Annotated in this window: 13 protein-coding genes; all 13 read left to right on the top strand. The window is 64.2% G+C overall.

Features of this window, described 5'->3' with window-relative positions; genetic code table 11:
* Positions 1-226: 226 nt before the first annotated feature.
* The 13 genes from M0D66_RS05875 to M0D66_RS05935 all read left to right on the top strand — a co-directional run bounded on the left by M0D66_RS05875 (position 227) and on the right by M0D66_RS05935 (position 14,072).
* Positions 227-925, top strand: a complete 699-nt coding sequence (locus M0D66_RS05875; protein ID WP_200618122.1) for a DUF4136 domain-containing protein — start codon at positions 227-229, stop codon at positions 923-925.
* A gap of 714 nt (positions 926-1,639) precedes the next feature.
* Positions 1,640-2,353 (top strand): beta-ketoacyl synthase chain length factor, encoded by a 714-nt coding sequence (locus M0D66_RS05880; protein ID WP_093639090.1) that lies wholly within the window; start codon positions 1,640-1,642, stop codon positions 2,351-2,353.
* Positions 2,337-3,131, top strand: a complete 795-nt coding sequence (locus tag M0D66_RS05885; RefSeq protein ID WP_093639093.1) for a 1-acyl-sn-glycerol-3-phosphate acyltransferase — start codon at positions 2,337-2,339, stop codon at positions 3,129-3,131. Before M0D66_RS05880 ends, M0D66_RS05885 begins: the two co-directional genes overlap by 17 nt.
* Positions 3,106-3,405 (top strand): phosphopantetheine-binding protein, encoded by a 300-nt coding sequence (locus M0D66_RS05890; protein WP_054037294.1) that lies wholly within the window; start codon positions 3,106-3,108, stop codon positions 3,403-3,405. The genes M0D66_RS05885 and M0D66_RS05890 overlap by 26 nt, the downstream gene beginning before the upstream one ends.
* 2 nt (positions 3,406-3,407) lie before the next feature.
* Entirely contained in the window at positions 3,408-3,659 is a 252-nt protein-coding gene (locus M0D66_RS05895; RefSeq protein ID WP_093639096.1) for an acyl carrier protein, read from the top strand.
* Complete coding sequence (locus tag M0D66_RS05900) at positions 3,659-4,321, top strand: hypothetical protein (RefSeq protein WP_093639099.1); 663 nt, start codon at positions 3,659-3,661, stop codon at positions 4,319-4,321. The genes M0D66_RS05895 and M0D66_RS05900 overlap by 1 nt, the downstream gene beginning before the upstream one ends.
* Positions 4,318-6,006 carry an AMP-binding protein gene (locus tag M0D66_RS05905; protein ID WP_266209422.1) on the top strand — a complete coding sequence of 563 codons (1,689 nt, stop codon included), beginning with the start codon at positions 4,318-4,320 and terminating at the stop codon, positions 6,004-6,006. Before M0D66_RS05900 ends, M0D66_RS05905 begins: the two co-directional genes overlap by 4 nt.
* Positions 6,006-7,775 carry a glycosyltransferase gene (locus M0D66_RS05910; protein ID WP_093639286.1) on the top strand — a complete coding sequence of 590 codons (1,770 nt, stop codon included), beginning with the start codon at positions 6,006-6,008 and terminating at the stop codon, positions 7,773-7,775. Before M0D66_RS05905 ends, M0D66_RS05910 begins: the two co-directional genes overlap by 1 nt.
* The gene (gene hutH, locus M0D66_RS05915; protein WP_211708616.1) at positions 7,762-9,369 is read left to right on the top strand and encodes a histidine ammonia-lyase; all 1,608 of its coding nucleotides are present in this window, start codon (positions 7,762-7,764) and stop codon (positions 9,367-9,369) included. Before M0D66_RS05910 ends, hutH begins: the two co-directional genes overlap by 14 nt.
* The gene (locus M0D66_RS05920; protein ID WP_093639108.1) at positions 9,366-9,797 is read left to right on the top strand and encodes a thioesterase family protein; all 432 of its coding nucleotides are present in this window, start codon (positions 9,366-9,368) and stop codon (positions 9,795-9,797) included. Before hutH ends, M0D66_RS05920 begins: the two co-directional genes overlap by 4 nt.
* Entirely contained in the window at positions 9,785-10,468 is a 684-nt protein-coding gene (locus M0D66_RS05925) for an outer membrane lipoprotein carrier protein LolA (protein WP_211708617.1), read from the top strand. Before M0D66_RS05920 ends, M0D66_RS05925 begins: the two co-directional genes overlap by 13 nt.
* The gene (locus M0D66_RS05930; RefSeq protein ID WP_266209425.1) at positions 10,468-12,879 is read left to right on the top strand and encodes an MMPL family transporter; all 2,412 of its coding nucleotides are present in this window, start codon (positions 10,468-10,470) and stop codon (positions 12,877-12,879) included. Before M0D66_RS05925 ends, M0D66_RS05930 begins: the two co-directional genes overlap by 1 nt.
* Positions 12,876-14,072, top strand: coding sequence for a beta-ketoacyl-[acyl-carrier-protein] synthase family protein (locus tag M0D66_RS05935; RefSeq protein ID WP_266209427.1), 1,197 nt, complete (start codon positions 12,876-12,878; stop codon positions 14,070-14,072). The genes M0D66_RS05930 and M0D66_RS05935 overlap by 4 nt, the downstream gene beginning before the upstream one ends.
* Positions 14,073-14,080: the final 8 nt, after the last annotated feature.

Below are 14,080 nucleotides of genomic sequence, written 5' to 3' on the forward strand. Positions count from 1 at the left end.
GGGACTCGAGCCGTCAAGCGTGCTTATGGCGCGCGAGCCGGGCTTGTCGAGCCATTGTACAAAGGCTCGGCGGATTGTGCGGCTCGAACTTTTTGCCGATTCGCCTGGTCAGCGTATTATCGGCGCGCGCGTGGAATAAAAAAGGCCAGCGCGTCGTTGAAATCGAGTGGCGACAGGCGCAACGCTAACAATCCAGAAGCAAACTAAAGGCCTTAAGAGGTAGACCATGAACATTAATCGATGGACCCGCCGCGCCACACTGCTGCTGGCCACGCTGACGGTGCTGCTGTCGGGCTGCACGAGTTACGTGACCTCGCAGGTCACGGCGTTCTCCGACTGGAGCGGCAACGACGCCAGCCGTACCTATGCGTTCACACGGGCGGGCGATCAGCAGAACAATCTTGAACTCACCACCTACGAGCGCCTTGTCGGCAACGAACTCGCCACGCATGCGTTCCGTCAGGTCGACACGTCCCAGGCGCGTTATCTGGTCGGGCTCTCGTACGGGATTCGCTCGGACATGGTGACGGTTGCGCAGCCGGTGTATTACAACCCCTGGCCGGCGCCGTACTGGGGCCGGCCGTTCGATCCGTGGGGACCGTGGGGTGCGTTTCCGACCGCCTATGTGAACCAGAGTTACCCGATCTTCACGCACCTGCTCGGCGTGCGGATCACCGAGCGAGCCAGCGGCAAAGAGGTCTATAACGTGACGGCGCGCAACTCGGACGAAGAATCGTCGCTGGTGAGAGCCATGCCGTATCTGGCGCGCAGCGCGCTGGCGGACTTCCCGCTCGGCAACGGCGTCGTCCATACCGTGAAGCTTCCCGTCGACAAGAACGGCGGGGTCTCGAACGAAGTCGCGACGACGGGTGCCGCGCCCGCGGCTGCACCAGCCTCGGCGCCGGGTGCGAAAGTCGTGCAGTAAGCGCAAAAAGCACTGTAAGCACTGCACCGGCACGGCGAACAGTATGCGCTGCGGCGCAACAAAAACGGCCCGGCAGGTCATTCTGCCAGGCCGTTTTGCTTTGCTGCCGGCGCGAGCGTGTCTTTGACCGGAAGTGGGTAGCGCCACCGCGATATGGCAAAAACGACGTTACGGTAAGCCTCCGTAAGTCGCGCACGAGAATCGAAAAATGCACGGCATTTCACTCAGCAGGCCGGCCCCAAAGCGTTGAAATGTTCCGAAACGAAACACTTGTTTAGAAAGTTAAATGAAAGTATTCGCGTCTATTTGCTGACGTAGCAGCGCCCATCTGGCCCGCGGAGCTCGCCGCAAGGCGGCTTTGCAGACTGCTCACGATCGCGCAAGGGCCGCCAGGCCTATATTTTGACGTTGTCCAGGCATCCGTCGCACCTGCGATACGGATACAGATAGATACGTCTTTTGTGGCTGATTTAATCCACAATATTCAGTATGATTCCGGCGACCACAGGGAGCCTGAGTCAATCCATCAGACTAATTGGCGAAGGCGCCTAAATAATCGGGGCCACGTGCCGTTAAAACGCTGAACCCTATATAAGAAGATTGGATTGACCCCGGCTGGAGATTGTCGTTCCGCGCGGCGCGCATACGCTGTGACGGCTGCGTATTCCGTCAGGCGCCCTCAGCCTCTCCTCGCTTCTACGCGCGAACACCGATATGCCCGATCTGCACTGGACCATTCCGGTCGCTCGCTGGTCTAGCTGGCCTGCTGCCGCATCTGCCGCACCCGACATCGGCTTCATCGAGCCGATCGTGCGGCGTCGCCTGAGCACGCTGTCCAGAGTCGCCCTGAAGGTAGCGCACGACTGTGTGGCGCAAGATGAGGTCCGGGTCGTGTTCGCTTCACGTCACGGCGAATTGCGGCGCACCACGGACATCCTGCGTGCCATCAGCGCGGGAGATCCGGTCTCGCCGACCGCTTTCAGCCTCTCGGTGCTGAACGCCATGACCGGCGTGTTCGGCATCGCGCGCGGCGATCGTTCCGCTGCCAGCGCGATCTCGGCCGGCGCCGAGACGCTCGGCTACGCGCTGCTGGAAGCGTACGCGCAATATGCAACGCAGCCCGGGGCACCAGTATTGCTGGTGTACGCTGACGAACCGGCCGATCAGGCGTACGGCACGATCGAAGACGAAGTGCAGGGCGGCGCGATCGCGATCCTGCTGAACGGCGAAGCGGCGACGGGGCAACTGGTCTGCACGTTGTCCGGCGCGGGTGACGAGGCAGCCGTGGCCGCGCAGGAGGCAAGCACGGAAGAACGTTTCACGACCCAGAGTCAGGCGCTGCAGCACTGTCTGGAAACGGGTAGGCCCGCCGTCTGGCAAGGCGCCGGCGCGGCCTGGCATTGGAGGTGGCATGAACGCGCGGCTTGATTACGTTTGGCGGTTCTGCGCGACAGGCATGGCCTTCGTGGTGTTCGGCATCTGCGGCGTGCTGTTTTCGGTGCTGGTGTTTCCGCTCGCGTGGCTGTGGCCGCACCGGGCGTCGCGTCAGCGCGTGGTGACGACCGTGATTCACTGGTTTTTCCGCGCGCTGGTCGCGGTGTTGCAGCGCATCGGCGTGATGGAGCTCGAGGTATCGGGTGGGCAGGCATTGCGCGCCGGCGGCCCGGCGATCGTGGTCGCCAATCACCCGACCTACCTGGACGTGATGGTGTTGTTGTCGCTCACGCCGCGCGCCTGTTGCGTGGTGAAAAACGCGCACTGGGGCAACCCGTGTTTCTGGGGGATCGTGCGCTCGGCGGAATATGTGAGCAACGCGGATCCGTCGGAACTCGTCGAAGCCGGCGCGCGACAGCTGGCAGCGGGCTACACGATGATTATTTTTCCCGAGGGCACGCGCAGCCCCGCGCCGAACCGGCTGCACGCGTTTTCACGCGGGTTCGCGCACATGGCATTAAAGGTCGGCGCGCCGATCGTGCCGGTGCTGATGGACTGCGATCCGCCGGCGTTCACCAAGCAGATGCGCTGGTATGACGTGCCGGCGCGCGCTTTCAGGATCCGTGTGAACGTGCTCGAGCCGCTTGGCGTCGAGCAACTCGCCGACCACGACACTTCACCGTCTCTCGCGGCGCGCAGCGTGACCAGCGCCATCGAAGCTCACATTACTCAGCACCTGTTCGATTATGGATTCTTTAAAACTGGAAATTAAACAGCTTCTGATCGAAGCCCTCGATCTGGAAGACCTGAGTCCGGCCGATATCGACGACGACGCCCCGTTGTTCGATACCGACGGCATCGGTCTCGACTCGATCGACGCGCTCGAGATCGGCATCGTGCTGCGCAAACAATACCAGCTGACCATCGCCGCGAACGACGAACGCACCCGCGAGCACTTCCGTTCGATCAGCACGCTGGCCGCGCTGGTCGCGAGTCAACGCGAAACGGCGCATGCTGTGAACGAAACCACAAGAAAAGGGGATTAATCGTGAACGAGGCAGAGATTCTTGAGCGCATCCGCGCCATCTTCAAAGAGAACTTCGCGATCGAGCCGGAGCGCGTGACGCCAGACGCGCATCTCTTCGAGGACCTCGATCTCGACAGTATCGACGCCGTCGACCTCGCGATCAAACTGCAGGAAATGACCGGCCGCCGCATCAAGCCGGAAGAATTCAAGTCGGTGCGCACGGTCGGCGATGTGATCGGTGCGGTCGAATCGCTGCTGGCGGCACAAGGCTGATGCCATCCGTGCGCTCGCGAATGCAAGCGGCGGCGAGCCGGCCCGCCGAGGCTTCGCCCGGCACTGAGCGCCACTGGGCCAAAACGGTGGTGCAGGTTCTGTTGAAACTCGCGTATCCCGCGTTGATTCTGTGTGCCTGGCGCTGGGACACGCCGCGCTATGTCGGCTGCATGCTGTTTGCGATTCTGTGGCTGCAACGCTGGGCCGGCAGCGGTCCAGTCGCGACCTCGCTGCGCCGGCTCTCCACGATCGACTGGACCGTGGTCGGCTTGCTGAGCTGCGCCTCGGCGGCCATCGTGTTCACCAACAGCGAACTGCTGCTGCGCCTCTATCCTTCGCTCGTCAATCTGGGTCTGCTGATCGCGTTCGGTGCGACGCTCGTGCGCGGGCCGTCGATGATCGAAAAATTCGCGCGGCTGGGCAATCCGGATCTGCCGCCGGGCGCCGTGCGCCATACGTGGCGCGTGACCCAGGTGTGGTGCGTTTTCTTCGCGCTGAACGGCGCGTTCTCCGCTTATACGGCGCTCTATTGGAGCCGCGCAAACTGGTCGCTCTATAACGGCGCGATCGCTTATGGGTTGATCGGCGTGCTGCTGGTAGCCGAGGTCATCTGGCGTTATCTGGTGGTGCTGCCGCGAGCCGCGCGTTCGGAGGCGGCATGATCGCGTTGCACGACCTGTTGTCGGCGGGCCATGGGGCCGCCGTCGTGAATGCGCCGGTATGCCGCGACGGCGCGACGGTGCTCGACCGCACAGCGTTTCGCGCTCGTGTGTCGACGCTGGTCACGCTGATGCAAACGCAAGACGCGCGCCGCTATGCGTTGTGTATCGATGATCCGTTCGATTTCGCCTGCGCGCTGTTTGCGCTGTTCGCGTGCGGCAAGGAGCCGGTGATTCCGGCCAACGCGACGCCGGGCTATCTCGCCGATCTGGCCGATGTGTACGACGCCGTGCTGACCGACGCCGACCTGCCACTTGGCGTGGGAGACGCAGACGCTGATGCTTCGCACACGATCGATCCGCAAGCTCCGTTGACGCTCTACACTTCCGGCAGCAGCGGCGCCCCCAAACCGATCCGCAAGACCCTCGCGCAATTCAATGCCGAAGTGCACACGCTCGAAAAGCAGTGGGGCGCTTTGGTCGGCGATGCGACGATGCTCGCGAGCGTGCCGCATCATCACATCTACGGTTTGTTGTTTCGCGTGTTATGGCCGCTTGCAGCGGGCCGCGCGTTTGACCGCACCATCAGCATCGAGCCTTTGCATCTGCAAGCGCAGATCGAGCAATGCGGCGCGACGGTGGTTGTCTCGACGCCCGCGCAATTGTCGCGTTGGCCTGCGCTGCCCGGCTTCGCCGCGTTGACGCCGGCGCCGCGCGCGTTCTTTTCTTCAGGCGGCCCGCTCGCCCTGGAAGCCGCACAGGAATACGCCGCCGCTTATGGCGCTGCGCCGCTCGAAATCTACGGCAGTACGGAAACCGGTGGCATCGCGTGGCGTCGTCAGGATCATACCGATGCCTGGCAGCCGGTCGTCGGCATTGAAGTGCGCCGCGACGAAGACGGCGCGCTGAATGTCCGCTCGCCGCATCTGGATCACACCGGCTGGCATCGCACGGACGACAAGATCGCGTTCGACGCCGATGGCCGCTTCCGCCTGCAAGGCCGCCTCGATCGCGTGCTCAAGCTGGATGGCAAGCGCGTGTCGTTGCCGGAGCTCGAAGCGCGTCTCGCGCTGCATCCGTATGTTGCGCAAGCGGCGATCGTGCCGCTGGAAGGCGCCTCGCGCGAGCGCGTCGGCGCCGTCGTGGCGCTGACGGAAGCCGGCTGCGAGGCATTGCGCGGCGATGGCCGCGTGCAACTCGCGCGCACCCTGCGCCGACATCTCGCTGCCTATTTCGATGTGGTGGTGCTGCCGCGTCATTGGCGTTTCCGCCTCACGTTGCCGTTCGACGCGCGCGGCAAGCTGCCGGTGGCCGCTGTCGCGGCGGCATTCGAACCGCGCGCGGATGGCGTGGAAGTGCTCGCCGAAGCCCGCAGCGCCGACACGTTGCACTACGAACTGCGCGTGCCGCCGACGCTCGTGCATTTCGCCGGCCACTTCCCCGGTCTGCCGATCCTGCCGGGCGTTGTCCAGGTGCACTGGGCCATGCATCTGGCCGCTGAACACGTGCCCGCCGTGCGAGCACTGGCATCGGTCGATCGCCTCAAGTTCATGGCGCCGGTGCCACCGGGCGCGGTGCTGAATCTCACGCTCGCACACGACGCCGCGCGTGGCCGCGTGCAGTTCGCGTACCGGCTGAGCGGGCGTGAATGCGCGTCCGGTGTGATCGTGTATCGGGAGCCCGCATGATGCGCTTCGCTCCTTGCATCGTCATTCCGATTTATAACCACAAGGACGCGATCGGCGCGACCGTTGCCCATCTCGCGGTGCACGGCTTGCCGATCTTTGTCGTCGACGACGGCAGCGATGAAGCGACCCAGTTGGTGCTCGCTTCGCTCGCGCAACAGTACGCGGAGCAGCTTACGCTCCTACGTTTGCCGGTCAACGGCGGCAAAGGCGCGGCGGTGATGGCGGGACTACGTGCCGCACGCACCGCGGAGTACACGCACGCTCTGCAGATCGATGCCGACGGCCAGCACGACGCGACGGACGTGCCACGTTTCATCGACGCGGCGCTTGCCGAACCGGGCGCGGTGATCCTCGGCCGCCCGGTCTACGACGAGAGCGTGCCGAAATCGCGCCTCTACGGCCGTTATCTGACACACGTGTGGGTGTGGATCGAAACGCTCTCGCTGACGATCCGCGATTCGATGTGCGGCTTCCGTCTGTATCCGCTTGCGCTTGCTTGCGAGCTGATCGACAGCGTGCAACTGCCGACGCGCATGGACTTCGACATCGAAATTCTCGTGCGTCTGCACTGGCGGCGCGCCGCGTTCCGTTCGATTCCGACGCGCGTCATCTATGCAAGCGACGGCGTCTCGCATTTCGACGTGCTGTGGGACAACGTGCGCATCAGCCGCAGCCACACGCGCCTCGTGTTCGGCATGCTGTGGCGTCTGCCGATGCTGCTCGCGCACAAAGTGATGCCACGCCGTTCGGCTATTGCAAGTGAGGCGGTCAAGCAGGGCGATCAGAACGAACCCGGCCAGCACGCTGAACAAAACGAACAAAGCCCCCAGGACTGGTGGCGAATCGCCGAACGCGGCAGCCATCTGGGCATGTCCTTGCTCGCCCTCAGTTGCAAGTTATTCGGCCGCCGTTTCACCGCGCTCTGGCTGCATCCGATCGTCGCGTATTTTCTGCTGACGGGTCGTGCCGCACGCGAGGCGTCGAGCAACTACTTCACGCGTCTCGGTGCGGCCGCACCGCACGGCGATACGCCGCGCCCGGGTTGGCTGTCCGCCTATCGCCACATGCTGGCGTTCGCGCAATCGGGTTTCGATAAGCTCGCGGCGTGGTCCGGTCGTGTCAACAACGCCGACGTCAAATTCGAAGACCCATCGGCATTCGAAGCCTTGGTGGCGAGCGGCAAAGGCGCGCTCGTGATCGGCGCACATCTCGGCAATCTGGAAATGACCCGCGCGCTCGCCGCGCAGGGCGCCTACGCGAAAGTCACCGCCGTGGTCTACACCGAACACGCGCGGCGTTTCAATAGCGTGCTGGCGTCGGCGAATAGCCAGTTCGCGCGGCATCTGCTCGAAGTCAGCGACTTCGGTCCCGAGACTGCGATGATGATGCAGGAGCGCGTCGATGCGGGCGAGCTGCTGGTGATCGTCGGCGACCGCGTGCCGGCCCACGAAGCGGGTCGCACGACCGAAGCGCAATTTCTCGGCTCGACTGCGCCGTTCGCGCAAGGCCCCTACGTGCTCGCACATGCGTTGGGCTGCCCTGTCTATCTGTTCTTCTGCCTGAAAGAGCGCGACGGTTATCGTTTGTATTTCGAACCGTTCGCCGAGCGCATCGAGTTGCCGCGCCGCGAACGCGCGCAGCATCTTGCCGCGTGGGCGCAGCGGTACGCGGCGCGCCTCGAACACTATTGCCGCAAGGCACCTTATCAATGGTTCAATTTCTTCGATTTCTGGGCCAGCCCCAAGCGAGGCACACATGGCCGAACATGATCTGATCGAGGCGCAGAGCGCTAGCGCAAGTGAGAACACCCGCGCGAACGCGGCAGCGGTAACGATCGGCGGCCGCAAGCTGACGATCGAAGAAGTCGTTGCGATCGCTCACCATCGCGCACCGGTTGCGTTGAGCGCCGATCCGGCGTGGCGTGCGCGCATCCAGCGCGGCGCGGATTTTCTGCGCCGGCATCTGGCGTCGGGCGCGACCGTGTACGGCGTCAACACCGGCTATGGCGACGCGTGCGTGGTCGACGTGCCGATGGAACTCGTCGAAGCGTTGCCGTTGCAGTTGACGCGTTACCACGGCTGCGGCATGGGCCAGTATCTCGACGACGCACAAACGCTCGCGGTGATCGCCGCGCGACTCAACTCGCTGGCCTATGGTTTCTCCGGCGTGCGCCCCGTGTTGCTTGAACGCCTTGCCGATCTGATCAATCATCGCGTGTTGCCGCGCATTCCGTCGGAAGGCTCGGTCGGCGCAAGCGGTGACCTGACGCCGCTCTCGTATGTAGCCGCCGCGCTCGCCGGCGAACGCGATGTGATGTTCGAAGACAGTCTGCGCAACGTGCGCGAAGTCTGGGCCGAACTGGGTCACGAGCCACTGACGCTCGCGCCGAAAGAAGGCCTTGCGCTGATGAACGGCACCGCGGTGATGACGGGCCTCGCCTGTCTCGCGTTCGCGCGCGCCGATCATCTGACGCGCCTCACCGCACGTCTCACCGCGCTCTCTACCGTGGCACTCGACGGCCGCGCCGCGCACTTCGACGCAATGCTGTTCGAAGTGAAGCCGCATGCAGGCCAGGCCGAAGCCGCGGCGTGGATTCGCGACGATCTGAGTGGGCGCGACGATACGCCGGGGCATCGTCTACAGGACCGCTATTCGATTCGCTGTGCGCCTCACGTAATCGGTGTTGCGCGCGATGCCTTGTCGTGGGTGCGCCGCGATGTCGAGAACGAACTGAACAGTGCGAACGACAACCCGCTGATCGACCCCGACAACGGGCGTGTGCTGCACGGCGGCAACTTCTACGGCGGCCATATCGCGTTCGCGATGGACTCGCTGAAAGTCGCGGTCGCCAATCTCGCCGATCTGATGGACCGGCAGCTCGCGCTGCTGGTCGACGTGAATTTCAATAACGGCTTGCCGCGCAATCTGTCGGGTGCTGCGCCCGCGCGCGCAGCGATCAATCACGGTTTCAAGGCGGTGCAGATTTCGTCGTCCGCATGGACGGCCGAAGCGTTGAAGAACACGATGCCCGCCAGCGTGTTCTCGCGTTCGACCGAAGCGCACAATCAGGACAAGGTCAGCATGGGCACGATCGCTGCGCGCGACTGTTTGCGCGTGCTGGAGTTGACCGAGCAGGTCGCCGCCGCGCATACGCTGGCGACGGTGCAAGCCGCGCGCCTGCGCTTGAAGATCGACAGCGCCACGCCTGTTCCCGCGCCGCTGCAAACGTTCATCGATAGCGTGACGGCGCAGTCGCCGTTCGTCGACGAAGACCGCGCGCTGGAAAGCGACCTGCGTGCGCTGACTGCGCGCATCGCCGCCTGCGATCTGTTGAACGACTATCGCGGAGGCCCGAACGCATGAGCGGCTCCCCTAAAGTGTTGACTGCCAGCGCGATGGTCGAAGTGCCGTTTCACGACGTCGACGCGATGAACGTGTGCTGGCATGGCCACTATCTGAAGTACTTCGAGATCGGCCGCGCGGCGCTCCTGCGCACGTTCGACTACGACTACCGCGAGATGCAGGCTTCGGGTTACCTATGGCCGATCGTCGAAGCACATCTGAAGTATGTGCGCCCGGCTACTTACGGCCAGGCGCTCGAAGTGCGCACGCAACTGCTCGAACACGAAAACCGACTTAAAATAGGCTATGAAATTGTCGACTGCGCATCCGGTACGCGATTGACGAAGGGCTACACGATCCAGGTCGCGGTCGATGCCGCGACGCAGGAATTGCAGTTCGTGTCGCCGCCCGTCGTATTCGAAAAGCTGGAGCGCGTATGGGGACGATGAGCTTGCGCGGTGTGGCAGCGGGAGCGTTGCTCACGCTAGGCACCCTAAGCGTATCGAGCCTGGCAGCATGGCCGCTGGTGGCGTCTGCGGCTGAAGCCGCGCAGTCCGCCGGCAACCCGGCACTCGTCTCGCAGATCGCCTCCCACCTTGCCCAGGCCAAGGGCGTCCGCGCGCAATTCACGCAAACGCAAACGCTCGCCGCGATGAAGCAGCCGCTCGTCAGCACGGGTTCGCTGCTGTTCTTCCGCGATCGTGGTGTGATCTGGCAGATCGACACGCCTTACAAAGCCACCTACGTGATCACCGACGCGGGCGTCGCCGAAGTCGACGCCAACGGCCAGCGTGTGACCGCTCACAGTGCCCAGGGCACACGCGGCGTCGCGCAGGTTTCGAAGATGATGCGCGCGATGCTAGGCGGCGATCTGTCGGCGCTGTATTCGCAATTCGACGTGCAGGCCGAAGGCAGCGCCGCGCAGTGGCGCATGCAGCTCACGCCGAACCAGCCGCAGATTGCGCAGTCGATCAAAGGTTTGCAAATGAACGGCGGCGACTATCTGCAGAGCTTGCGCATCACGCTCGCGAACGGCGACATCACGAAGCTCGACTTTGCGAAAAGCGCTGCGGTGAGCGAACCAACGTCGGCTGAGCGTAGCCTTCTCGGAGCGCCGTAATGCAGGTGCTGCAACAGCGGTCCGCGAAACAGGCGTGGGGCATGCGCGCCGCGTGGCTGCTGCTCGCGCTCGCCGCGGCGCTGTATTGCGGTTGGCGTTTTGCGGGACCCTCACCGCTGCAGACCAATCTGCTGGCGTTGCTGCCTGCCACGGAAGCGGATCCGGTCGCCGAGAAGGCGGTCGATACGCTCGCGAGTGCGCTGGGCGACCGCACGGTTTTCCTGGTCACCAGCAACGATGACGCGCACGCCAAAACGGCTGCGAAACAACTCGGCGCATCGTTGCAGAAGAGCGGGGCGTTCGGCTCGGTGACGGCGGAGTTGCCGCCGTTCGATCTGTCGCAGATCGCCGCGCTGTATATGCCGTATCGGTTCGGTTTGCTGGCGCCCGCTGACCGCGCGGCACTCGCGCAGAGCAATGCTGCAAGCCCCACGCTGCACGACGCACTTGCACAACGCATCTACAGCCCATTGCACGGCGGCCTGACCACGCCACTCGCCGACGATCCGTTCGGTTGGCTCGAACACTGGCTCGGCGGTTTGCCGCTCGCCACGTCGAATCTCGAACTCGAAGACAACATGCTGGTGTCGCATCGCGGCAACGCGACCAGCGTGCTGATCGTCGCCACGTTGCCGGGCTCGGCCTACGAATCGAAAACGCAGCACGCCGTGCTCGCCGCGCTTGCGCAGGGTGAAAGCAGCTTGAAGCAGGCGTTCCCTGACGTGTCGGTGGCGAGAACCGGTGCGGTGTTCTACGCGGAGTCGGCACGCAGCGCATCGGAGCATGAGGTGCATCTGATCGGCGTCGCGTCGCTGTGCGGGATTGCGTTGCTGATGATGTGGGTGTTCCGCTCGCCACGTCTGTTGCTGCTCGGTTTCGTTTCGACGGCGCTCGGCATCGTCTGTGCGCTCGCGGTGACGATGCTGGTGTTCGGTCAGTTGCATCTGTTGACGCTGGTGTTCGGCGCGAGCCTGATCGGCGAAGCGGTCGATTATTCGATTCAGTATTTCGTGGTCTATCTCGGCGCGCAGCGCGATTGGGATTCGCGCCGTGGCGCGCGTGCCGTGCGCCCGGCCTTGACGGTCGCGCTTGCCACCAGCCTGCTTGGCTACGCGATCCTCACGTGGGTGCCGTTCCCGGCGCTCAAGCAGATAGCATGCTTCGCGATTGCGGGCATTGTGACGGCGTATGCCTCCGTGCTGTGGCTGTTGCCCGCGTTGCTCACGCGCCCGCCGAAGCGCGGCCCGCGGCATCTGTTCGCTGGTGCGGCGCGTGTGCTGACGGTCTGGCATCGCACGATCGGCGGCAAGCGCGCGTGGTTTGTCGCAGCGTTGTTGCTGATCGTGGCAATTCCCGGCTGGTTGCGTCTGACGAGCGACGACGATATCCATCTGCTGATCCAGCGTGATCCTTCGCTGGTCGCGCAGGAAGACAAGGTGCGCGCGGCGGTGGGTGTCGATAACAGCGCGCAGTTTTTTGTCGTGCGCGGCGAGACGCCGGAAATCGTTTTGCAACGCGTCGAAGCGCTGGGTACGAAGCTCGACGGGTTGAACGGCCCCGCGAACAAGGTGGGCAGCTATCAGTCGGTGGCGCAATTCGTGCCGTCCGTGAAGCAGCAAAACGCAGACCGTGCATTGCTTGCGCAGCACGTATTCAACAATCCCGCGGCGTTGCGTGCCACGCTGCTGCAGGCGGGCTTTAAAGACGAAGTCGCCGATGCCTGGCTCGCCGCGTATGCGAAACCGCAGCCGCTGCTTACGGTCGAGACGTGGCTCGCCGCACCGTGGTCGCAGCCCTACAGGCATCTGTGGCTGGGTGAAGTCGATTCGGCCACCAAAGCGTATGCGTCAGTCGTGGTTCCACAAGGCGTGACGCCGCAGAACGAACCTGCGCTAATCGCCACCGCGCAGGCGCTGCCCGGCGTCGTATTCGTCGACAAGGCGGCGAGCGTCTCGAAGCTGTTCGGCGCGTATCGCGTGGATAGCGGTTGGTGGCTCGGCGGTGCGCTCGCGCTCGTGCTCGTCCTGTTGATGCTGCGCTACCGCGCGCGCGGCGGCATTGCCGTGACGTTGCCGGTGCTTCTCGCAGTCGTCGTCACGCTTGCGGTGTTCGGTTACGCTCACGTGCCGCTAAATCTGTTCAACTGGCTCGCGCTGATGCTGGTGCTCGGCGTTGGCGCAAACTATGCGGTGTTTCTGCGCGAAGGCTGCTTGCGCGCGGACGCCGATCTCGGCGCGGTGTGGACCGGTGTGCTGCTGTCGTCGGCCACCACGCTGTTGTCGTTCGGCATGCTCGGCATGAGTGCGATGCCCGCGCTGAAGAGTTTCGGCGCCACGCTCGCGCTCGGCATCCTCGTATCGGTGCTGCTCGCGCCGATCGGCATGCCATCGGAATCAAGGAGGGCCGCATGAAGGCGCCATCAGTTTATTTGCACGCGCTCGGCATGATCAATGCGCTCGGCGGCGACCTCGATGCAATCGTCCCGGCGCTTGTTGCCGGTCACGCACCCGGTATGGCGCATGCGCATACGGGCATTGGCGAAGCATTTGTCGGCAGCGTACTCGCGCCGCTCGATCTGGCGCCGCCCGCCGGGCTCGCACGCTACGACTGCCGCAATAACCGCTTGCTGCTGGCCGCGCTGACGCAGATCGCGCCCGCGGTCGACGCGGCTCGCGAGCGTTACGGCGCGCAGCGGATCGGCGTGGTGCTCGGCACCAGCACGTCGGGTATCGAAGCGGCCGAAGCCGCATTCGTCTATCAGGCACAAGCGGGCAAGCTGCCCGCAAACTTCAATTACCGGCAGATGGAGATCGGCACCGCCGCGCCGTTTGCCGCCGCCGCGCTTGGCGTGCAGGGCCCGGCCTTCACGATCTCGACCGCTTGCACCTCGAGCGCGAAGGCCTTTGCGTCGGCGCGCCGTTTGCTGCAATTACGACTGTGCGACGCGGTGGTGGTGGGCGGTGTCGATTCGCTGTGCGAGTTGACGGTGCAGGGTTTCGCCTCGCTCGAATCGACCAGCGGCGTACGCACCAATCCGATGAGCCGCAATCGCAGCGGGATCAACGTCGGCGAAGGCGCAGCCGTGTTTCTGATGAGCCGCGAAGAAGCGGCGGTGCGGCTCGCGGGTGTCGGTGAATCGAGCGATGCACATCATATTTCCTCGCCGGACCCCCAGGGTGTGGGCGGCGAACTCGCGTTGCAGGCGGCGTTGGCCGATGCGGGCGTCGCATCGTCGGCCATCGGCTATGTGAATCTGCATGCCACCGCCACACGCAAGAACGACGAGATGGAAGCGAAGCTGATGGCGCGTGTCTTCCCCAACGGCGTGGCAACAAGCGGCACGAAGCCGCTGACGGGTCACCAGCTCGGCGCGGCAGGCGTGACCGAACTCGCCTTCGCATGGCTGACGCTGGCGGGCGCGAATGGCTCGCAACCCGTGCCGCTGCCGCGCCATCTGTGGGACGGCGAGGCGGATCCGGCGTTGCCGACGTTGGACCTGGTCGAAACGGAACGCTTTTTGCCGCAAGGCGCGGGACCGCAGTACGTGATGAGCAATTCGTTTGCGTTCGGCGGCAGCAATGTCAGCCTGATTCTTGGACGGTGACGCGCACG

This window comes from Paraburkholderia sp. SECH2 (assembly GCF_030464795.1).
GTDB classification, from domain to species: domain Bacteria; phylum Pseudomonadota; class Gammaproteobacteria; order Burkholderiales; family Burkholderiaceae; genus Paraburkholderia; species Paraburkholderia aspalathi.

Coding starts and splice junctions, on each gene's coding strand:
- M0D66_RS05875 (WP_200618122.1), top strand. CDS start 227: ATGAACATTAATCGATGGACCCGCCGCGCCACACTGCTGCTGGCCACG.
- M0D66_RS05880 (WP_093639090.1), top strand. CDS start 1,640: ATGCCCGATCTGCACTGGACCATTCCGGTCGCTCGCTGGTCTAGCTGG.
- M0D66_RS05885 (WP_093639093.1), top strand. CDS start 2,337: ATGAACGCGCGGCTTGATTACGTTTGGCGGTTCTGCGCGACAGGCATG.
- M0D66_RS05890 (WP_054037294.1), top strand. CDS start 3,106: ATGGATTCTTTAAAACTGGAAATTAAACAGCTTCTGATCGAAGCCCTC.
- M0D66_RS05900 (WP_093639099.1), top strand. CDS start 3,659: ATGCCATCCGTGCGCTCGCGAATGCAAGCGGCGGCGAGCCGGCCCGCC.
- M0D66_RS05905 (WP_266209422.1), top strand. CDS start 4,318: ATGATCGCGTTGCACGACCTGTTGTCGGCGGGCCATGGGGCCGCCGTC.
- M0D66_RS05910 (WP_093639286.1), top strand. CDS start 6,006: ATGCGCTTCGCTCCTTGCATCGTCATTCCGATTTATAACCACAAGGAC.
- hutH (WP_211708616.1), top strand. CDS start 7,762: ATGGCCGAACATGATCTGATCGAGGCGCAGAGCGCTAGCGCAAGTGAG.
- M0D66_RS05920 (WP_093639108.1), top strand. CDS start 9,366: ATGAGCGGCTCCCCTAAAGTGTTGACTGCCAGCGCGATGGTCGAAGTG.
- M0D66_RS05925 (WP_211708617.1), top strand. CDS start 9,785: ATGGGGACGATGAGCTTGCGCGGTGTGGCAGCGGGAGCGTTGCTCACG.
- M0D66_RS05930 (WP_266209425.1), top strand. CDS start 10,468: ATGCAGGTGCTGCAACAGCGGTCCGCGAAACAGGCGTGGGGCATGCGC.
- M0D66_RS05935 (WP_266209427.1), top strand. CDS start 12,876: ATGAAGGCGCCATCAGTTTATTTGCACGCGCTCGGCATGATCAATGCG.